Genomic DNA, 18,781 nt, shown 5'->3' on the forward strand with positions numbered 1-18,781 from the left:
CTGGGTTTGCGGGGCCAAACCGGCCCCTGGCCCTTGTGGAATGGGCGCGGACAGCTATCTTTTTTGAAGTTCTGGCGGGTTGAAAGCGTGTATCTGAAGCGCGCGGATTGTGTCAGTGTGTCGGCCGCGCCCGTGCAGCCTTTTGAGCGCCGCCAGCACCGGCCAGGCCGCCGCCGCAGCGGCCACGTGCTTGAGGCTGTGGCCTGAAATCACGCCATGCAGCGCGTGAAACACCGCGTGATCGCCCATCTCCAGCGCCTTGGCAAGGGCGTAGATGCCCAGCACGCCCAGCGTGGAAAAGCCCAGCGCTCCTGCGTGAGCCTTTGCATCCGGACTGAACGGACTGAACGGACTGTGTGGGCGGCGCAGCGCCAGCAGCGCCAGCAGCAGCGCGCCGCCCGCTTGCAGCACGGCCCAGGGCGTCATGTTGCCCGTGCGCCAGTCCCACACGGCCGCCAGCGGCCCCAGCGCCAAAAGCAGCGCGGCCAGCGCCAGGCCCGCGCGGCCGCTCACGCGGTCTGCCGCCGCCAGGCCCACGACGCCCGCAAAGGCCACGGCCATGCCCGCGCGGTCCAGCGCCAGCCCGGCGTTTTCAGGGTGCAAGTGGTAGATGCCCGAGCACAGCGCCGTCAGCACCAGCCCCGCGAAAAACAGCGCGGCCAGCATGCGCTGCGGCTGCGCCAGCCCCGTGGCGCGGCGCAGCCAGGCCAGGCCCCACGCACCGGCCAGCGCAAAGGGCAGGTTGGTGAGCACGTCCATCGCAAACGGCAGCCCGCCCAGCGCGCGCTGATCGGCAAAGTGGTGATAGTGCGCGGGCAAATGCGTGGCCGGCGCCAGCGCGGCCAGCGCCACAAGACCCAGCGTCAGGCCCAGCGTCAGGCGCTCGGCGGCGGCAGTGGAAAGGTGTTTCATGGCTTGTTCCTTTGGATGGGGATGAAACAGCGGGTAAAACCGCGGATGCCGCGCAGTCTGGGGGCGAACGCCGCAAAAAGCCGCAAAATATGCGACTTGAACGCCAAGTCTGAACCTGTAGTATCAAAATCAAATACTCATGAGCACCACCGCCGACCTCATCGCCGCCCTGAAAAAAGAACTCAAGGCCGCGCAAATGACTTACGCCGATCTGGCGCGGCAGCTGAACCTGGCCGAATCCAGCGTCAAGCGCATGCTGGCGCGCGGCGACATGCCGCTTTCGCGCATCGACGCCATCTGCCGCGCCCTGCGGCTGGACTTCGCCGAGCTGGCCCGCCGCGTGGCCGAGGCGCAGCCGCTGCTCAAGGAGCTGACGCTGGAGCAGGAAAAAGCCGTGGTGGCCGACGAAAAGCTGCTGCTCGTGTCCATCTGCGTGCTCAGCCAGTGGACGCTGGAGCAAATGACCGGCGCCTACCGCCTGACCGAGGCCGAATGCGTGAAATGCCTGGCGCAGCTGGACCGCATCGGCATCATCGACCTCAAGCCCGGCAACCGCTACCGCCTCAAGCTCGCCAAGGCCTTCCGCTGGCGGCCGCACGGGCCGGTGATGAACTTTTTCCGCGACAACGTGGCGCTGGACTACTACAGCGGCGGCTTTGACGGCCCCGCCGAAGGGCTGCTGCTGGTGCACGGCAGCGTCAGCCGCAGCCTGGCGCCGGTGTTTCTGGAACGCTTGCAGCGCGTGGCGCAAGACTTTGCCCAGCAGCACCTGGCCGACCAGAAGCTGCCCGAGGCCGCGCGCGAGGGCTACACGCTCGTGCTCGCCATGCGGCGCTGGGAATTCGATGCCTTCATGCGGCTGCGCAGGTGAGCATGGCGCGCCAGCCTGAACACCCCGCCCGCCCCGCCAACGCCGCCCGGAGCCGGGGCGGCGAGCTGGCCGCCATCGCCCGCCACGCCGCCGTGGTGCTGGCCGGGCAGCTGGCCGCCGTGGCCTTTGGCCTGGCCGACACGCTCATTGCCGGGCGCTACTCGCAAGACGCGCTGGCCGCGCTGTCTGTCAGCGTGGCCGTTTACGTGACCGTGCAGGTGGGCCTGATGGGCCTGTTGCAGGCCCTGCTGCCCGTGTGGGCCGAGCTGCGCGGCGCGGGCCGCCTGCGGCAGCTGGGCCAGTCGGTGCGCCAGTCGCTTTACCTGCTGGCCGCCGCCAGCGCGCTGGGCATGGCCGTGCTGCTCATGCCCGGCCCCCTGCTGGACGCCGCGCAAGTGCCCGAGGCCTTGCAGGCCGAAGCGCGCCGCTACCTGGCCGTGCAAGCCTGGGCGCTGCCGCCCGCGCTGTTTTTCCGCCTCTACAGCACGCTCAACCAGAGCCTGGGGCAGCCCCGGCTGGTCACGGCCCTGCAAATTGGCGCGGTGCTGCCCAAGGCGGCCCTTTCGGCCTGGTTCACCTTTGGCGGCCTGGGCGTGCCCGCGCAAGGCGCGGCAGGCTGCGCCTGGGCCACGCTGGCCGTTTACGCGGGCCTCATGCTCGCCGCGCTGGCGCTGCTGCGCGGGCGGCCCCTGTATGCGCCCTACGCCATCTGGCAAAAGCCGGAGCGGCCCGACTGGCGGCAGCTTGCCGCCTTCTTGCGCCTGGGCGTGCCCGCTGCGCTGGCGGTCGTGGTGGAAGTGACCTCGTTCACCTTCATGGCCCTGCTCGTCGCCCGCCTGGGCGCACTGGCCGCCGCCAGCCACCAAATCGCCGCCAGCGTGGCCACCGTGGTCTTCATGGCCCCGCTGGCGCTGGGCATTGCCGCCAGCGCCCGCATCAGCCACTGGCTGGGCGCGGGCCAGCCCGCCCGCGCGCGCCACGCCGCCGCCGTGGGCATAGCCGCAACGGCCGTGCTGGCCGCCTGCACCGCCAGCCTCATCGCCCTGGCTGCCGGCCCCATCGCGCGGCTGTATGTGGGCGACGCCGCCATTGCTGCCGCCGCGGCCGCGCTGCTGCCCGCCGTGGCCGCCTACCACCTGGGCGACGCCCTTCAGGCCGCCAGCCTCTTCGCGCTGCGCAGCTACCGCATCACCACCCTGCCCTTCGTCATCTACGCCGTGCTGCTGTGGGGCCTGGGCCTGCCCGCGGGCCATGCCCTGGCCTTCACCGGCCTGGGGCCTTGGCCCGCCTGGCGCTCGCCCCTGGCCTTCTGGTGCGCCATCGCCCTGGCCCAAGGCCTGACGGGCCTGACCCTGGCGGCCACGCTGTGGCGCGCGGCACTGAAAAAACGCTGAAAACCAAGCCCCAGGCTTCGCGCATTTCGCTCTTTTTGCGAGAGCAAATTTCAGGCCCTCAAAAACGCCCCTGTCGCACAGTTCGACGGGACCTGCCGCTATCGAGAAAGTAGCGAAAAAGAGGGCTTACGGGGCGCGGCCTGCGGCAAAAACCGGTTTGCGGCCAGACTTTGAACCAGCTCCTATACCCGCACTTTGCGCATCAGGGGCTCAAAGCGGTAAATCGCTGGGCGCTGCCCGGCAGGCTCGCGCACGGTTTCCAGCGGCCCTTGTTGCAGCAGCACGCGGCTGAAACGCGCGGCTGTCTGCCCCGGGATGCCCGCGTTGCGGATGAAGCGGCTGTTGCTGGAAACCGGATTGGCAAACAAGTAGTCCAGCGCCGCCACGGCATGCCTGGACGCAAGCACGTCGGCAAAGCGCGGCTTCATCTCTTCATAAAGGTCGCGGATGCCCTGCGCTGCGGCCAGATTCGCCTCGGCCTGCCGCGCCACGGCTTCCAGGAAGAAGGCGCACCAGCCGTCCCAGTCCCCTTGCGCGGACACATTGCGCAGGCGTTGCACATACTCATCCTTGTGGTCTTCAAGGTAGCGGCTGATGCAAAAGTGCGGCTCGGCAATCGCCCGGCCGCGCCACAGCATCAGCGTGATCAGCATCCGGCCCAGGCGGCCATTGCCGTCTTCAAACGGATGCAGCGCCTCGAATTCGGCATGCGCCAGCGCCGTGCGCAGCAGCACGGGCATGGTCTCGTCATCCATCAGGCGAAACAGCGCTTGCATGCCGCCGGGCAAATGCTCCGGCGCCACTGGCACAAAGCTCACCTGGCCGCTTCCGCGTTCGCCCACGTAGTTCTGCTCGTGTTTGTAGGCTCCGGGCGACTTGCCGGCCCCGCGCCCAAAGGAAAGCAGCTGCCGGTGCATGCTTTTGAGCAGCGATTCGGACAAGGGGCGCCCCTCCTGCATCATGGCTTGCGCCGTATTCATGGCCCGGCGATAGAGGGCTGTTTCCACCGCGTCAGAACGCAGCTCGCGCAACGGCGCCACGAACAGCTCGCTGTTGTGCAGGCCGCGCAGCATCTGGTCATGGCGCGCCAGCGCCGCCGTGGCGTCCAGCAGCCCCTGCATCCATCGCGCGTAATTTGGCGCACCAGGCGGAAACTGCCCCAAGTGATAGGGCATGCCTTATCTCCTGCGATCTGCATTGCCATTAAAAAACGCAATCACATGAACGACAACGCGATTTGTGCTTGCGCCATCAAGAGCAAACCGTGTTGTCATTCAGATTGGGCGGCAAATGAATGACAAACAAGCGCATGCTGGCGTGCGGCGGCGCGGCACATGAAAGCGCCCGGCCCGCCGCGCTTGAATGCGGCGCGACCAGTCTCATCTTCAACACTTCACCGCAACTCCAGAAGAAAGGAAACAGCCATGACACACCAATTCACCGTCGAGGGCATGACCTGCGGCCACTGCGAAGCCGCCGTCACCCGCGCCATCAAACAGCTGGACGCCGCCGCGCAAGTGAGCATCGACCGCGCGCAAAAGAGCGTGCGCGTGGAATCCGGCCAGCCGCGCGAGGCGCTGGCCGCCGCCATCCGCGAAGAAGGTTACGAAGTGCTGGCCTGAAAACCGGCCCCGGCCCTGCCCGCCGCCCGGCCGCAAACGCTGGAGCAAGCGGAAGAACGGGCGGGAAAGAGTGGATCAGCAGCGCTTTTTCGCTCCTTTATCCATAGCATGATGTCCTAGTAGAAACTGCGCAGACGGGCGTTTTAGCCCCTTGAATTTGCTCCTGTTTTGGACATGGCCTGGCGGGTGGGACTGGCTCTAAAACCCCGCCCGCCATCCACTGGTCGCGCCTGGGCCTTCCGCTGACGGCCATGCGGCGCAGGCCAGGATTGGCCCCACCCAAGGCCGCGCTTCGTCCTCACGGCCCAATCATGAACAGGCGCTCAAGGCCGGTTCAGCCATTGCAGGATGAGGTTGCGCTTGGGGTGGCCCTGCAGCCATTCGCGCAGCGCCTGCGTCTTGGCTGCGTCTTCTTCGCCCAGTTGCTGGCGCAGGCGCTCGCGGGCGGTCTGGGCCTGCTGCTCGGCGCGGATGCGGTGCTGCCAGGCTTGCGTGAAGATGCGGGGCACGTGACGGCTCAATTGCAGCGCGCGCAGCAGACGCCACTCGCCGCCGTCCAGCCAGGCTTCGTCGCAGGCGGGGCACAAATCCAGTGCGTTGCTCACGCCGTGGCCAATGCGGTAGCGGCTCATGAGGCGGCTGCATTTGGGGCAGCACAGGGCGCGCTGGCCGTCGGGCACGGGCTGCACGTCAGCGGCTGGGGCGCCGGCTTCGGCATCCTGCGGCAGCGGGGCGCGCTCCGCCCAGTCACGGTAATGGGCCAGGCCCACGAGCGCGCCCTGGCAGCTCTGGCAGCTTTCGCCAACCAGGCCGTCCTCCAGCCGGGCGGCGCGCAGCAATGTGGTTTGGCAGCGGGGGCAATACATGATTTGTCCGATAAAAAACCGCCACGGCGGCAGGCCGTGGCGGCGTTTCAATGCGCCTTGGAGAGGCTGCGGTTTACGGATTCAGCCAGCGGCTGAGAGCGGCGCTGTAGGCCAGGTCGAAGCGGCCATAGGCATCGCCGCCCTCGCGGTTGGAGCAACTGGCGCTGCCGCCGTAGAGCTGGCCGACGAGGTAGCGGGTCTGGTTCTCGACCATGGTGACGAACACGCCCGAGCCGCTGCTGCCGCCTTCGGTTGTGCCTTTCTGCCATTGCACCCAGAGGAAGTTCTGCGGAGTTGTTCCCGTCTCGAAAGAGGGTTGGCTGCCGCCGGGGCGCGTGTTGCGGGCGTAGCCTGCCACAACGCCTTCGCTGTACTTCTGCAAGTCGCCATGCGGATGGTGCACGCCCGTCATGCTGGCCTTGACAGGCACCACGCCGCCAAAGTACGAGCCGGCGTAGCGCACGCCCGCAGGCGGCCGCTCATTGAGCTGCATGAAGGCGGTATCGGTGTTGGCCGATGCGTAGAGCATGCGCGCGCCGCCGCTCAGCTGCCGCGCGCCGCTGTACATGCTGTCGGCGCTGCCGCAGCTGGCGGCGCGGAAGAACCAGCGCGTTTGCAGCGTGGAAGCCTCGGCCTGCGTGGACAGACAGTGGTTGGCCGTGAGGAAGTAGGGCGTGCCGCTGTTTCTGGCGTCGTTCATCAGCGTGCCGCTGCAAACGTATTGCTTGCCGCCGCTGGCGAAGCTCATCTGCGCTTCGGCGCGGCTTTCGGTGTTCAGCAATGCGCTGTTGCAGGTGATATTGAGGTTGCAGCTTCCGGCGTCGCCAATGCCCTTGAGCTGGAAGTCATGCACGCGGGCGGGGTCGATCACGTTGTGCATGACCGAGGGGACGGACAGCTGCACGTCTGTGGTGCGGACGGTGGCGGGCAGCTCGATTTCCAGCGTGGTCGCCGCGCCGCCGAAGTCAGGCCCCCAGTAAGTGACGGCCTCGTCGCCCTTCACGCCCGCCTGCCGGTTAAGCGCCAGCAGCTCCAGCACTTTTTTCGCGCTGACTTCCACGACTTCGCCGCCTGCGGCGTCGTTCACGTCGCCATAAAAGCGCAGCACGGCCTCTTCAGGCAGCTGCTCCACTTTCAGGCCCAGGCGCACGCCGTAGGCCTGGTCAGACGTGAAGCGGATAGCCGCCACTTGCGCGCCATCGGCCGTGGGCGTCCAGCTCAGCAGGCCGGCGAAATCGCCCGCTGCGGCGGTGGCCTGCGCAGGGCGGGCCAAGCCGATTTGCAGAGGCACGCCGGGGCCGCTGTTCTGGTTCAGCACCTCATCAGACTTGGCTTGCGCCAGCGCGCCAAGGTCCACCTGCGCGATAGGCGCCTGCGCGGGCAGGCGGCTGCGGGCCGCTGCCTTGGCTTCGACCTTGGCAGGCAGGTCATACGGCTCGATGCGGCCCGTGGCTCTGGGATTGGATGGGTTGGATGGGTTGGATGGGTTGGATGGGTTGGATGGGTTGGATGGGTTGGAAGGATTGTTGGGGTTGGGCGTGGGCACGGGCACCTCGCCGCCGTCGTCATCGCCGCCGCAAGCGGCCAGCATCATCGCCGTCAGGGCGGCGGCGGCCATCAGGCTGGTTTTGGTCTTAAAGGTCATGGTGTGCATCTCCTCACATGAAAAAAGGGCGGAATGCGCCCGTCAAGAAAAGCGAAAAGCGGGCTTGTTCTGATGATTCACGCACAAGCGCCGCAGGTGTTTTGAGTCTGAACGAAAAAATGCGAAGCCCGTCTTTTAAGTAGTTACCCTGTGTATCAGAGCGTAAGTGAAAGAGGCATTTCCATCGAGGCCAGTCCGCTGCCCAATATTAAACAGGAGCGAATTCAGCAGGGTCGAAATACCATTTCGCGCAGTCTGCACCAGGACGTCTTGCTATTGATAGAAGAGCAAAACCACGCCACGGACTCAGCTGGGCATGTCCATTCATTCACTGCTCGCGCCTTGCGGCTCGTCCCAATTTGGCGGAAGACGCGCAAGAAGGCAGCAATCTGTCCAGCGCAATGCCAGCCGGGCAGGAAGGCCAGCTCCTGCGCCATCCGCCTGAACGAGCGGCCGGGCAGCAAGAAGCTTTGCAGCATTGCCTTCCGCAAGTGAACGCCCACAGACAGTCTTTGAATCGGCTCATATGCCTTTCAAACCGATTCAAAAAGAGGAGCAAATTCAGATGCATTAAAACCTGTCCTGCGCTGTATCCACTAGGACCTCATGCTATGTAATCAGGAGCTAATCAGCGGGCCACCGCGCGGGCTTGCTCCAGCCAGCCGTCGAAGGTGGCCTGGTGCGCGCGAATCCAGCGCTGCACGTGGCGTTCGATGTCGGCGGGCTTGTTTTCGCCGTCTTTCATGCGCAGGTTCTGGGCGTTGATGTCGCCCACGGGCAGTTGCATGACGGCAAAGAGCCGTGCGGCGTCGGGGTGCGCGTCGGTAAATGCCTTGTTGGCCACGATTTGCTGCTGGTTGGCGATGAAGCCGTAGTTTTTGCCGTTAGGCAGCCGGGTGTCTTGCCCGGCCTGCTCGCCAGGCAGTGCGGTAAAGGGCACTTGCAGCCAGGCCACTTCCTGGCCGGGGCGCAGCACGCCGCTGACCCAGTAGGGCGTCCAGGTGTAGTAGAGGATGGGTTTGCCCTGCCGCCAGCGGGTGATGGTGTCGGCCATGAGGGCGGCGTAAGCGCCTTGCACGTGGGTGACGGTGTCGCGCAGCCCGTAGGCGCTGAGCTGGTGCTCGATGACGGCTTCGCAGCCCCAGCCGGGGTTGCAGCCGGTCAAGTCGGCCTTGCCGTCACCGTCGGCGTCGAACAGGCGGGCGATTTCGGGGTTTTTGAGCTGGTCGATGTGGGTGATGCGGTGCTGCTCGGCGGTTTTGCGGTCGATCAGGTAGCCCTGCACGGCGCCGGTGGAGTAGGCCCCCTGGCGGTAAAGGCGCGCGTCGCCGCCGGCGTTTTTGTAGAAGTCGGCGTGCAGGGGGTTCCAGTGCGCGGCCAGCAAGGTGGCGTCGCCGTTGGCGATGGCCAGGTGGCCCGTGGCGTATTCGATTTCCCGGATGGGCTGCACGTCATAGCCCAGCTGCTCCAGCGCTTTGACCACCAGCAGGGTCTGGAAGGTTTCTTCGGCGATGGAGCTTTGGATGGGATAGACCTTGACGCCTTGGCCCGGCTGGCGGCCTTCGGCCCGGGCGCTGGCGGCAAAGGCCGCAAAAACCAGCGCCAGGCTGGCGGCAAAAAGGGCGGCAAAGAAGGCGTGGCGTAGCGGTTTCATGCAAGCGTTTCCTTTCACGGGGTGGGTAAGAACCTGTTCCAAACGGGCAGTCAGCGCTGGAACAGCCGCGCAATCAGCCCCGCCGGGCCGCTTTGCCACCAGTGGCGCACGCCCCGGCGGGGCTGGCCCATGCCCTGGGTGATGCGGTCCAGCGTGATGGCCAGCAGCACGATGCCCAGGCCGCCCACGGCGGCCAGCCCCATGTCCAGCCGGCCGATGCCGCGCAGCACCATTTGCCCCAGGCCGCCCACGGCGATCATGGAGGCGATGACCACCATCGACAGGCTGAGCATGAGCGCCTGGTTGATGCCCGCCATGATGGAAGGCAGCGCCAGCGGCAGCTGCACTTTCAGCAGCATCTGCATGGGCGAGGCGCCGTAGGCGTGGGCGGCCTCGATCAGGTCGGGCCGCACCTGGCGGATGCCCAGGCTGGTCAGCCGCACCAGCGGCGGCAGCGCGAACACGATGGTGACGATGACGCCCGGCACGTTGCCAATGCCAAAGAGCATGACCACGGGCACCAGATAAACGAAAGCGGGCGTGGTCTGCATGGCGTCCAGCAGCGGGCGGATGAGGCGCTGCGCGCGGTCGCTGGCGGCCAGCGCGATGCCCAGCGGCAGCCCGATGACGATGCAAAACAGCAGCGAGGTGAGCACCAGCGCCAGCGTGACCATGGCCTGCTCCCACACGCCCAGCGCCGCCACCACGGCCAGCGAGAGCACGGCCCCGAGGGCCGTGGCGCGCCCCGCGAACTGCCAGGCCAGCAGCCCCAACAGGGCCGCCATCACGGGCATGGGCGTGCCGGTCAGCAGGCGCTCTGCGCCGCCAAGCGCGCCGTCAATGGGCGCGCGCACGGCCTGAAAGAAGGGGCGGAACTGCTCCACGAACCAGCCCAGCCCCTGGTTGATGGCGGCCTCGATCGCATCGGCATGGCCCGCCAGCGCGTCGGCCGCGCCGTGCGCAGCGGCAGGGCCGGCGCCAGCGGCGGCTTCAACCGCATCGGCGGCATCGTCCAGCCAGTCGGCAGGGGCTGCGGAAGCGGCGGCCTGCCAGGGGTCGTCGCCAGCGGCGCTGGCAAGGGGGGCGGCAAGGGGGACGGCATCCAGTTTCAGAGGGGTATCGCTCATGCGGCGCTCCTTTGCGTGTCGGCGTTGGCGGGAGGGGCTTGCGGCGGCAGCGGCGGCGTGCCCGGGTCCAGAAACTTCAGCAGCGTGCTCTTGCTGATGGCGCCCAGAAAGCGCCCGGCTTCGCCCACCACGGGCACGGCATACGGCGCTTGCGCCACCTGGCCCACCAGATCGGCCACGGGTGCGCCCGCCTCGATCAGCGGCACATCCGCCAGCATGGCGTGCTGCAAGCCCAGCGGGCCGGTGTGGCCGTGCAGCGCGGCGCGCAGCGCGTCTTGCGACACCACGCCCTCGAACTGCTGGCGCGAATTGACGATGTAGGCATGGCTGCGGTCTGACTCCTGCAGCAGCGCCAGCACGGGCCGGCAGCCGCGATCGGCGTGATGCGAGACGTAAACCACCGCCGGCTTGCGGGCAATGTCCGCCGCCTTGAACACCGCCGAGGCGTCCACCCCACGCACGAAGTCGCGCACAAAGGCATTGGCTGGCGCGCGCAGGATTTCGTCCGGCGTGCCGATTTGCACCACCTGCCCGTCGCGCATGATGGCGATGCGGTCGCCAATGCGCATGGCCTCCTGCAAATCGTGCGAAATGAAAACGATGGTGCGCCGCCGCAGCTGCTGCAAACGCAGCAGCTCGCCCTGCATTTCGGCGCGGATGATGGGGTCCAGCGCCGAAAACGCCTCGTCCATCAGCAAGATGGCCGGGTCAGACGCCAGCGCCCGCGCCAGCCCCACGCGCTGCTGCATGCCGCCCGAAAGCTCGTCCGGGTATTGGGCGCCCCAGCCGCCCAGGCCCACCTGCTCCAGCGCCTGCGCGGCCTGCCGCTGGCGCTCATCGCGCGGCACGCCCGCCAGCTCCAGGCCAAACGCCGTGTTGTCCAGCACCGTCATGTGCGGCATCAGCGCAAACGACTGGAACACCATGCTGATGTCCTTGCGCCGCAGCGCGCGCAAGGCGGCGGCAGGCAGCGCGTTGATGTCCTGCCCCTCGATCACCACGCGCCCGGCCGTCGGCTCAATCAGCCCGTTGAGCATGCGCACCAGCGTGGATTTGCCCGAACCCGACAGCCCCATGATGACGAACAGCTCGCCCGCCTCGATGGTGAAATCGGCGTCAAACACGCCAATGGACTGCCCCGTTTTTTCCAGAATCTGCTGCTTGTCCGCGCCTTCGCGCGCCAGCGCAAGCGCCTGTTGGGGATGGTTGCCGAACACCTTGAAAACATGCTCGACGCGGATTTGCTTGGCCATGAGGCGCACTCCTTGTCGTCGGCGGCGCGGCCAGCCAGGGGATGCCGAAAGGCGCAAGGCCAAAGGCCCATTGCCCATTCCCTGGTTCGACAAGCCCTCAATGAACCGCGCCCGGCGCGAAAAAGCGGCCCGCGCCCGGCAGACGCGGCGCCCTTTCGCTGAAGGGAAATCAGGGGCGCGCGGCCCCTGGCGAAGGGTGATGACCCTGTTGCGGGGCCATGCAAAGAGGTGAAGACGCGCAGCGCCTTCGGTCAGGGAAAATATCCGGCGCATTATACACGGAATATCGCCCAGAATATTCATTCATCATTAAGGAAAACCCTGATCCGCCTTCGGAAAATCCGCTCACGCCTTTTCTGCAGCAAATGAAATTGCCCTGCCTCTGTAATCCGCGCGAAACGGCATGGTGCATGCGCCGCGCGGCCCAACCGCTTTCCAACAGACTTTTATCAGCCTTTTACCGGCCCTTCCTGGTCATTCACCCGCCATTTATTTCATTCAATATTTCTGGGTGATGAAAACGGTTTTCCGATTTTCTTCTCTACATAAGTAGACATTATCCAGATCAGGCGCCACGCGTCATGGCGGGCGAATCGTCTTTCTGGCCATAGAAAATCACCCGATATATTTCAATTTCGCCATCGCCCCATTCAATTTGGCTGCGCCTGAAATCAAGACATGCTGCCGGAAGATTTCAAACCTCATGGCCGGCTCCATCCTGACTGGAACCGGCCAGGAAAATACGCCGCCGCAAAAGCGGCGCATCCACAATAATCGCCGCCCATGATCAAACTCTTTGTTGGCCTGGGCAACCCCGGGCCTGAATATGCCGACACGCGCCACAACGCGGGTTTCTGGTGGATTGACCAGATTGCCCGCCAGCTAGGTGCAGCGCTGGCACCCGAGCGCGCCTTTCACGGCCACGCGGCGCGCGCCAGCGTGCAAGGGCAATCCGTCTGGCTGCTCAAGCCGCAGACGTTCATGAACCTCTCCGGCAAGGCCGTGGCGGCGCTGGCGCGCTTTTACAAAATCGCGCCGCAGGAAATTCTGGTGGCGCACGACGAGCTGGATCTGCCTGCGGGCGAGGCCAAGCTCAAGCAAGGCGGCGGCCACGCCGGGCACAACGGCCTGCGCGACATTCATGCGCAACTGGGCAGCGGCGATTACTGGCGGCTGCGCCTGGGCATTGGCCATCCCGGCCACAAGGCGGAAGTGGCGGCCTGGGTGCTGCGCAAGCCGCCGCTGGATGAACGCATCGGCATCGAACAAGCCATGGACCGCGCCGCCCAAGCCTTCCCTTTGCTGGCGGCGAGCGAAATGGCGCAGGCCACGCAGATCATTCACACCAGCAAGCCGCCCCGCCCCAAGCCGCCGCGCAAGCCGCAGCAGGCAGCGCCTGCTCCTGATGTTTCTGAATGAAGCGCGGCTGGCTATAATGCGCGGCTTTGCTGGCAAAAGCCCCGCGGCCACATACTAGTTTCTGAAAGCGGGGCGACTTTTGCGGCGCATGGCGCGGGAGCTGATCTGGCCCGTGCCCGCTGGCCGCACATTCATGGAAAACCTGCATTTAAATGACCACCATCCGTGTGAAAGAAAACGAGCCGTTTGACGTGGCCCTGCGCCGCTTCAAGCGCACCATCGAAAAGCTGGGTCTGCTGACCGAACTGCGCGCCCGCGAGTTCTATGAAAAGCCCACCGCCGAGCGCAAGCGCAAGAAGGCCGCTGCCGTCAAGCGCCACTACAAGCGCGTGCGCAGCATGCAGCTGCCCAAAAAGCTGTACTGAACGCACGGCTCACACGCACGTTTTCAAAAGGCTCGCCGGGGACGCTCAGCGAGCCTTTTTTCATTGGCCCCGCGCCACAAGCCGAAAGTGAAAAATGACCCTCAAGGAACGCATCACTGAAGACATGAAAGCCGCCATGCGCGCCAAGGACAGCGCGCGCCTGGGCGCCATACGCCTGCTGCAAGCGGCCATCAAGCAAAAGGAAGTGGATGAGCGCGTGACGCTGGATGACGCGGCCGTCGCCGCCATCGTGGACAAGCTCGCCAAGCAGCGCAAGGACAGCATCGCCGCCTTCACCCAGGCGGGCCGCCAGGACCTGGCCGACAAGGAAACCGCCGAACTGGCCGTGCTGCAAGCCTATCTGCCCGCGCGCCTGTCCGCCGAAGAAGTGGCCGCCGCCGTCAAGGCGCTGGTGGCTGAAGTGGGCGCCAGCGGCCCCGCCGACATGGGCAAAGTGATGGGTGCAGCCAAAGCGCGCCTGGCAGGCAAGGCCGACATGGCCGCCGTCTCCGCCGCCGTCAAGGCCGCGCTGGCCGGATAAGGCGCGCCTATCCGGTTTTCTGCTCCTGTTTCGCTTTTGATTCAGGAGCAAATCCAGCGCCTGAAAAACGGCTTTGGCGCAGTTTCCACGGGGACATCGCGCTATTGTTAAAGGAGCAAATAGCCTCCTTCCCCGGCAGGCGCGCCGCCAGCGCGGGCAAGGCGCGCCACGCCAGCACGAATAAGCGGCCATTCCTACAATCCGCGCCTTTTTTCCTGAAAGTTCTCCATGAATTCACTCGTGGCCTCGGCTCTGCCGGGGCGCGTGCGCTTGCGCGGGCCGGTGCTGCGGCAAGCGCGGGCGCTGGCCCAGGCGCGCAGCGCCTTGCAGGCGCAGCCGGGCGTGATCCGCGTGCAAACCAATGCCCGCGTGGGCAGCCTGCTGCTGCATTACGACGCGGCCACGCTGCCGCAGCCGCAGGCTGAAGCCTTGCTGGCCGCCGCCGTGCAAGCCGCCTTGCAGCCCGCCGCCAACGATGACGCAGGCGCTGCGGCTTGCCCGTCCAGCCCTGCACCGCGCCAGCCCCGGCAAAACCGCCGCGCAGCCGCCAGCGCCGCGCGGGCGGCCCATCTGAGCGTGCCCGCCGCACCGCCAGCGCCGCACCCGCATCACGCACCCGCGCGCAATGTCATCAACCGCTGGGCCAAGCGCGGCATGCTGCTCACGCTGGGCGCTTCGCTGGCGCTGGCCGCCACGGGGGCCAAGCGCGGACACGCGGCGCTGGGCGGTGTGTTCGTGCTGCTGCTGGGCGTGCATTTGGCCGTGCACCGCCACCGCCTGCTCAAGTAAAAAACCGTTCAGAGGCTGGCCGTGTCCGTCCAAGTCCGCCCTTTTGCGCCCACGGACGGGCCTTGAACAGGCTCCAAGCCCCCACGGGCATAATCTTTCGCGCTGCGGACCTGCCCGGTCCGAACGCCTTCACAAACCAAGGAAAACGCCATGAGCGCCAATGACAATGCCTTTGAAATCCATGTGCATGGCGATGTGAAACTGCGCCCCGGCACCCGCCTGGAGGCCATTGAAGAGGCGCTCAAGCCCCTGTGGCAGTACGCGGGCGCGCGCTCGCTGGCTGGCGGCGCAGCCAGCCTGTACGAGGAAGAGCCAGGCATCCGCTACGACACCATCACGCGCACCTTGCAAATGTGCTGGACGGTAGAAGGCGGCGAAGACTTCCGCCAGCAGCTCGATGACCTGTGCATGAACCTCAATGACCTGGCCGAGTACGGCGCGCCCATCGAAGTCTCGTTCTACGACGTGGATTTCGACGAAGACGACGAAGACGAAGGCCGCGAGGCGCGCGATGACTTCGTGCTGCTGTTCATCGGCCCCACGCCGCAGGCCATCATGCAGGTGCAGCGCGACTTGCTCGTGGAAGACGTGGTGCGCCTGATGGAGCGCCATTTCGACAGCGCCGAGCTGGGCGGCGTGGTGCATGCCATTGACCAGCTCTTTGCCAACCGTTTCAACGACCTGACCAGCTCGCTGGACATGAGTCGCCCCCGTGGCGGCTCCGGCAGCCCAGGCGGTTCAGGCAACGCGGGCGGCCACGGTGGCGGGCGCAGGCCGCGCCATCTGCACTGACGCGCCTCCCGGCCATCGCACAAGCGCCGCTTTCTCGCGGCGCTTTTTTTCGGCCACGTGCCTGTCGATGTTCATGCTGAAAGGATTCTTTCGCTCCTCTATCCATAGCATGATGTCCTAGTGAAAAGGGCGCGAGGGCCATTTTCTGCCCCTTAGATTTGCTCCTTTTTTTGGGTACCAGCCCGCCAGCTGGCCTATGACCAAAGCCTCTGCGCCCGGCGGCCCGCTTCAGCCCAGACCAGCCAGCGTTTGCACGGCCTGCACGCGCGCCGCCCGCAGCGCCTGGCCAATCTGCGCGCCCCTGGCTCCGCTGGCGGCGGCCTGGCGGGCGATGGCGGCGGCGTCCACGCCCTGCGCGGCAGCCAGCGCGGCCAGCAGGCGCTGGCGGGGCGGCCAGGGCGCGGCGGAGGGGGCTGGCCCGCCGGGTTTCTGGGCGGTCTCTTTCCCGTCTTTCCCGCCTTGCTTTCCCTGCTCCGCGCGGGCTACGCATTCGCAGGCCAGCAGGGCCTGTTCAAAGCGGGCGGGGCGGCGCAGCGCATCGCCCGCTTGCAGCAGATCAACCAGGGCGGCGGCAGGCAGCGCGGCGCTGGCTTCTATGGCCGGGCGCAGGCGGGCCAGCAGGTCGGCCAGCGCCTGGCAATCGGCGGGCGGGCGCAGGCGTTCGTGCAAATCGGCAAGCGCGGCAGGGGCGATGTCCGCCGTCAGGCAGGCGTAGCGCGCGGGCAAGGGGGCGTTCAGCCGCGCGGCTTCGTCCAGCGCGCGCTCCAGGCGCGGGCCGTGGGTGATGTATGACGCGGCCAGTTCGGGCAGGGCGGCGGCCAGCGCGCCACAGCTGTGCAGCACATGCAGCATGCGCGAGGGGCGCGGCTGCATCAGGCCGCGCGCCAGCTCCTGCCACACGCGCTCGGGCACCAGATGGGCGGCTTCGCCTGCTTGCACCATGCTGCGCAGCAGGGCCTGCGTTTCAGGAGCAATGGAAAAGGCGTGAAAGCGCGCAGCAAAGCGCGCCAGGCGCAGGATGCGCACGGGGTCTTCACGGAAGGCATCGGTCACATGCCGCAGCACGCCCGCGCGCAAGTCGCGCAGGCCGCCAAAGGGGTCGATGAGTACGGCCTCATCGCCTTCCCAGTTCGCGGGGGCGGCAATGGCGTTGATGGTCAGGTCGCGCCGCGCCAGGTCTTCTTCCAGCGTGACGGCGGGGCTGGCCTGCACGGCAAAGCCCCGGTAGCCGGGGGCGCTTTTGCGCTCGGTGCGCGCCAGGGCGTATTCCTCGCGCGTTTGCGGGTGCAGGAAAACGGGAAAGTCCTTGCCCACGGGCACAAAGCCGCGCGCGGCCATGTCTTCGGGCGTGGCGCCCACCACCACCCAGTCGCGGTCGTGCACGGGCAGGCCCAGCAGACGGTCGCGCACGGCGCCGCCAACCATGTAGGTTCGCAAGGGGGGCAAGGGCGTGGCGGAAGCAGTCATGAGGCAGGTTTCCGGACGGCCCGGACGCGTCAGAAGGCATCAAAAACAGAAGCAAATTTTATAGATCGAAAAATAAGCCCTGCGCAGTATTCACTAGGACTTTATGCTATTGATAAAGGAGCAAAAAAACCTGCCCGCCCCTTGCCCTGCTCTTTCAGCCCCCTCGCCGCTGCGCTTTACGCCGCCCGCTCGAACACGGCCACGCTTTCCACGTGGGCGGTGTGGGGGAACATGTTCACCACGCCAGCGGCGCGGCAACGGTAGCCCGCCTGGTGCACGAGCAGGCCCGCGTCGCGGGCGAGGGTGGCGGGGTTGCAGCTGACGTAAACGATGCGGCGCGGCGGCTGCCAGCTGGCAAAAGCCGCCAGGGTTTGGGCTGAAACGGGCGGCGGCGCTTCGCTGCTTTCGCCTGCTGTTTCGGATGCGTTTTCCGCTGCTGTTTCCGCTGTTGCCGCTGCGCCCAGCCGCGCCTGATGAATGGCGGCCAGCGATTTGGCCAGGGCAAAAGCGCCTTCGCGCGGCGGGTCGATCAGCCAGCGCTCGGCCTGGCCGTCGGCCATGAGTTGTCCGGGCGTCATCTCGAACAGGTTGCGGGCGGCAAAGCTCACGGGCGCCAGGCCGGGGCGCTGGTTGGCTTGCAGGTTCTGGCGGGCGCGGGCCACCAGGGCGGGGCTGCCTTCAATGCCCAGCACTTCGCCCGCGCGCGTGGCCAGCGGCAGGGTGAAGTTGCCCAGGCCGCAGAACCAGTCGATCACGCGCTCGCCGCGCTGCGCGTCCAGCAGGCGCAACGCGCAGCTGACGAGCACGCGGTTGATGTGCGGATTGACTTGCGTGAAGTCGGTGGGGCGAAAGGGCATGGTGATGCCGAATTCGGGCAGGCTGTAGGCCAGCGGCGGGGCGCTTTCGCCGCCTTCGCCGTCTTCATCGAGCCGGTGCGCGCTGTCCGGTCCCTTGGGCTGGAGCCACCACTGGATGGGGTGCTGGCGGCCCTGCTCGCGGGCGAAGGCGCGCAGGCGCGCCAGGTCGGCCTCGCTCAAAGGCTCCAGATGGCGCAGCACCAGGGCCGTGACGCCATCGCCGCAGGCCACTTCGATTTGCGGGCAGGTGTCGCGCGCGTGCATGCCGGCGATGAGCTGGCGCAGCGGCAGCAGCCAGCCGCTCACGTGCGGCGGCAAGATGGCGCAAGAGCGCATGTCGGCGATGTAGCGGCTTTTGCGCTCGTGAAAGCCGATGAGCACTTCGCCTTTTTTCACCACATGCCGCACCGACAGGCGCGCGCGCCAGCGGTAGCCCCAGGCGGGGCCGTGAATGGGCGCCAGCACGTTGGCCGGGCGCACTTTGCCCAGACGCCAGAGGTTGTCTTCCAGCACGCGCTGCTTGACGGCCACTTGCGCGGCGGCGTCCAGATGCTGCATCTTGCAGCCGCCGCACGCGCCCGCGTGCAGGCCAAAGTGCGGGCAGCCGGGGCGCACGCGCTGGCTGCTTTCGCGGTGCACGGCCAGCAAGCTGGCGGCTTCCCAGTTGTTTTTCTTGCGGTGCACGTTGGCGGAGACGATTTCGCCGGGCAGCGCGCCTTCGACGAAGACGACTTTGCCGTCGGGGCGGCGGGTGATGCCCTGCGCGTCCATGTCAAGGGCCTCAATTTCAAGCCAGCCTTCAGGGAGAGGTTCGGTAGTCAAAGAGGGCTACGACAAAGATATTGAATTGAAAAAAATGGCTGCGGATGGACGCGGTGGTCTGGCTGATGCTTGACTGGTGGCCGGGCGATCCGTGGGCAGTAAAAAAAGTATCTTGACACAAAGTGTTCACCGCAGGTTTGGGCACGGACAAGCCGATCATCAGCAATGGTCGCCATCGTGCCAGCCCAACGGAACGCCACGGCACAGGCAGCCGGCTGCACAGCAAAAACACATGACTTCATCTGCTCGGAACGCACCAATCAAGGCGTTTTTCCGCGAAGGCGATTCCTTCGAGGGCGCGTGCTTGGGCAGCGTGCACTTCCATTTCTGCAGGACCAACGAATGCTTCAGCGCAGCGCGGCTGCTTGCATTCATCTGAAACGAT

The 18,781-nt window shown here is 66.5% G+C and carries 19 protein-coding genes; 10 read left to right on the forward strand and 9 right to left on the reverse strand.

Features of this window, described 5'->3' with window-relative positions; all coding sequences use genetic code 11:
* Nucleotides 1–54: 54 nt before the first annotated feature.
* Nucleotides 55–912 (reverse strand): hypothetical protein, encoded by an 858-nt coding sequence (locus tag C1720_RS03070; protein ID WP_102283197.1) that lies wholly within the window; start codon nucleotides 910–912, stop codon nucleotides 55–57.
* Between the two features lie 139 nt (nucleotides 913–1,051).
* Between C1720_RS03070 and C1720_RS03075 the strand changes: the two genes are divergently transcribed.
* On the forward strand, nucleotides 1,052–1,783 hold the full coding sequence (locus C1720_RS03075) for a helix-turn-helix domain-containing protein (RefSeq protein WP_050715623.1): 732 nt from the start codon (nucleotides 1,052–1,054) through the stop codon (nucleotides 1,781–1,783).
* A gap of 2 nt (nucleotides 1,784–1,785) precedes the next feature.
* Entirely contained in the window at nucleotides 1,786–3,177 is a 1,392-nt protein-coding gene (locus C1720_RS03080) for an MATE family efflux transporter (protein WP_102283198.1), read from the forward strand.
* Between the two features lie 182 nt (nucleotides 3,178–3,359).
* On the opposite strand, the gene C1720_RS03085 is transcribed toward C1720_RS03080, so the two are convergent.
* Nucleotides 3,360–4,352, reverse strand: coding sequence for a Fic family protein (locus tag C1720_RS03085; protein ID WP_199170943.1), 993 nt, complete (start codon nucleotides 4,350–4,352; stop codon nucleotides 3,360–3,362).
* Between the two features lie 249 nt (nucleotides 4,353–4,601).
* On the opposite strand from C1720_RS03085, the gene C1720_RS03090 reads away from it, so the two are divergent.
* A complete protein-coding gene (locus C1720_RS03090) occupies nucleotides 4,602–4,799 on the forward strand; it encodes a heavy-metal-associated domain-containing protein (protein ID WP_050715620.1) in 198 nt (65 codons plus the stop codon).
* Between the two features lie 323 nt (nucleotides 4,800–5,122).
* On the opposite strand, the gene C1720_RS03095 is transcribed toward C1720_RS03090, so the two are convergent.
* The 5 genes from C1720_RS03095 to proV form a co-directional block, all read right to left on the reverse strand.
* Entirely contained in the window at nucleotides 5,123–5,665 is a 543-nt protein-coding gene (locus C1720_RS03095; protein WP_102283200.1) for a TFIIB-type zinc ribbon-containing protein, read from the reverse strand.
* A gap of 73 nt (nucleotides 5,666–5,738) precedes the next feature.
* Nucleotides 5,739–7,310, reverse strand: a complete 1,572-nt coding sequence (locus tag C1720_RS03100; RefSeq protein WP_158241615.1) for a trypsin-like serine peptidase — start codon at nucleotides 7,308–7,310, stop codon at nucleotides 5,739–5,741.
* Between the two features lie 628 nt (nucleotides 7,311–7,938).
* Complete coding sequence (gene proX, locus C1720_RS03115) at nucleotides 7,939–8,964, reverse strand: glycine betaine/L-proline ABC transporter substrate-binding protein ProX (protein ID WP_102283204.1); 1,026 nt, start codon at nucleotides 8,962–8,964, stop codon at nucleotides 7,939–7,941.
* A gap of 50 nt (nucleotides 8,965–9,014) precedes the next feature.
* Complete coding sequence (gene proW, locus C1720_RS03120) at nucleotides 9,015–10,091, reverse strand: glycine betaine/L-proline ABC transporter permease ProW (RefSeq protein WP_102283205.1); 1,077 nt, start codon at nucleotides 10,089–10,091, stop codon at nucleotides 9,015–9,017.
* Entirely contained in the window at nucleotides 10,088–11,344 is a 1,257-nt protein-coding gene (proV, locus tag C1720_RS03125) for a glycine betaine/L-proline ABC transporter ATP-binding protein ProV (protein ID WP_102284467.1), read from the reverse strand. Before proV ends, proW begins: the two co-directional genes overlap by 4 nt.
* 218 nt (nucleotides 11,345–11,562) lie before the next feature.
* Between proV and C1720_RS12775 the strand changes: the two genes are divergently transcribed.
* From C1720_RS12775 to C1720_RS03150, 6 genes are all read left to right on the forward strand, one after another.
* Nucleotides 11,563–11,859, forward strand: coding sequence for a hypothetical protein (locus C1720_RS12775; RefSeq protein ID WP_146006845.1), 297 nt, complete (start codon nucleotides 11,563–11,565; stop codon nucleotides 11,857–11,859).
* Between the two features lie 268 nt (nucleotides 11,860–12,127).
* Nucleotides 12,128–12,763, forward strand: a complete 636-nt coding sequence (gene pth / locus C1720_RS03130) for an aminoacyl-tRNA hydrolase (RefSeq protein ID WP_102283206.1) — start codon at nucleotides 12,128–12,130, stop codon at nucleotides 12,761–12,763.
* Between the two features lie 152 nt (nucleotides 12,764–12,915).
* Entirely contained in the window at nucleotides 12,916–13,128 is a 213-nt protein-coding gene (gene rpsU / locus C1720_RS03135; RefSeq protein WP_012346814.1) for a 30S ribosomal protein S21, read from the forward strand.
* Between the two features lie 94 nt (nucleotides 13,129–13,222).
* Nucleotides 13,223–13,669 (forward strand): GatB/YqeY domain-containing protein, encoded by a 447-nt coding sequence (locus tag C1720_RS03140; protein WP_102283207.1) that lies wholly within the window; start codon nucleotides 13,223–13,225, stop codon nucleotides 13,667–13,669.
* A 228-nt stretch (nucleotides 13,670–13,897) separates the two neighbouring features.
* Nucleotides 13,898–14,458, forward strand: a complete 561-nt coding sequence (locus C1720_RS03145) for an HMA2 domain-containing protein (protein ID WP_102283208.1) — start codon at nucleotides 13,898–13,900, stop codon at nucleotides 14,456–14,458.
* A 150-nt stretch (nucleotides 14,459–14,608) separates the two neighbouring features.
* Nucleotides 14,609–15,250 carry a DUF6806 family protein gene (locus C1720_RS03150; RefSeq protein ID WP_050715612.1) on the forward strand — a complete coding sequence of 214 codons (642 nt, stop codon included), beginning with the start codon at nucleotides 14,609–14,611 and terminating at the stop codon, nucleotides 15,248–15,250.
* 228 nt (nucleotides 15,251–15,478) lie between these two features.
* Here the strand turns inward: C1720_RS03150 and C1720_RS03155 are convergent, their stop codons facing one another.
* Nucleotides 15,479–16,687, reverse strand: coding sequence for a tRNA nucleotidyltransferase/poly(A) polymerase-related protein (locus C1720_RS03155; RefSeq protein ID WP_102284468.1), 1,209 nt, complete (start codon nucleotides 16,685–16,687; stop codon nucleotides 15,479–15,481).
* A gap of 206 nt (nucleotides 16,688–16,893) precedes the next feature.
* Complete coding sequence (gene rlmD, locus C1720_RS03160; RefSeq protein ID WP_255397810.1) at nucleotides 16,894–18,396, reverse strand: 23S rRNA (uracil(1939)-C(5))-methyltransferase RlmD; 1,503 nt, start codon at nucleotides 18,394–18,396, stop codon at nucleotides 16,894–16,896.
* 232 nt (nucleotides 18,397–18,628) lie between these two features.
* Here rlmD and C1720_RS13600 point away from each other — a divergent pair, with 232 nt between their 5' ends.
* On the forward strand, nucleotides 18,629–18,775 hold the full coding sequence (locus C1720_RS13600) for a hypothetical protein (protein WP_158241616.1): 147 nt from the start codon (nucleotides 18,629–18,631) through the stop codon (nucleotides 18,773–18,775).
* The last annotated feature ends 6 nt before the right edge of the window (nucleotides 18,776–18,781 follow it).

The sequence above is a fragment of the Ottowia massiliensis genome, from assembly GCF_900240305.1.
GTDB lineage: Bacteria > Pseudomonadota > Gammaproteobacteria > Burkholderiales > Burkholderiaceae_C > Ottowia > Ottowia massiliensis.

Bases quoted from the DNA above. Each gene is read 5' to 3' on its own strand.
- C1720_RS03070 (WP_102283197.1), bottom strand. From the start codon at position 912: ATGAAACACCTTTCCACTGCCGCCGCCGAGCGCCTGACGCTGGGCCTG.
- C1720_RS03075 (WP_050715623.1), top strand. From the start codon at position 1,052: ATGAGCACCACCGCCGACCTCATCGCCGCCCTGAAAAAAGAACTCAAG.
- C1720_RS03080 (WP_102283198.1), top strand. From the start codon at position 1,786: ATGGCGCGCCAGCCTGAACACCCCGCCCGCCCCGCCAACGCCGCCCGG.
- C1720_RS03085 (WP_199170943.1), bottom strand. From the start codon at position 4,352: ATGCCCTATCACTTGGGGCAGTTTCCGCCTGGTGCGCCAAATTACGCG.
- C1720_RS03090 (WP_050715620.1), top strand. From the start codon at position 4,602: ATGACACACCAATTCACCGTCGAGGGCATGACCTGCGGCCACTGCGAA.
- C1720_RS03095 (WP_102283200.1), bottom strand. From the start codon at position 5,665: ATGTATTGCCCCCGCTGCCAAACCACATTGCTGCGCGCCGCCCGGCTG.
- C1720_RS03100 (WP_158241615.1), bottom strand. From the start codon at position 7,310: ATGACCTTTAAGACCAAAACCAGCCTGATGGCCGCCGCCGCCCTGACG.
- proX (WP_102283204.1), bottom strand. From the start codon at position 8,964: ATGAAACCGCTACGCCACGCCTTCTTTGCCGCCCTTTTTGCCGCCAGC.
- proW (WP_102283205.1), bottom strand. From the start codon at position 10,091: ATGAGCGATACCCCTCTGAAACTGGATGCCGTCCCCCTTGCCGCCCCC.
- proV (WP_102284467.1), bottom strand. From the start codon at position 11,344: ATGGCCAAGCAAATCCGCGTCGAGCATGTTTTCAAGGTGTTCGGCAAC.
- C1720_RS12775 (WP_146006845.1), top strand. From the start codon at position 11,563: ATGCAAAGAGGTGAAGACGCGCAGCGCCTTCGGTCAGGGAAAATATCC.
- pth (WP_102283206.1), top strand. From the start codon at position 12,128: ATGATCAAACTCTTTGTTGGCCTGGGCAACCCCGGGCCTGAATATGCC.
- rpsU (WP_012346814.1), top strand. From the start codon at position 12,916: ATGACCACCATCCGTGTGAAAGAAAACGAGCCGTTTGACGTGGCCCTG.
- C1720_RS03140 (WP_102283207.1), top strand. From the start codon at position 13,223: ATGACCCTCAAGGAACGCATCACTGAAGACATGAAAGCCGCCATGCGC.
- C1720_RS03145 (WP_102283208.1), top strand. From the start codon at position 13,898: ATGAATTCACTCGTGGCCTCGGCTCTGCCGGGGCGCGTGCGCTTGCGC.
- C1720_RS03150 (WP_050715612.1), top strand. From the start codon at position 14,609: ATGAGCGCCAATGACAATGCCTTTGAAATCCATGTGCATGGCGATGTG.
- C1720_RS13600 (WP_158241616.1), top strand. From the start codon at position 18,629: ATGACTTCATCTGCTCGGAACGCACCAATCAAGGCGTTTTTCCGCGAA.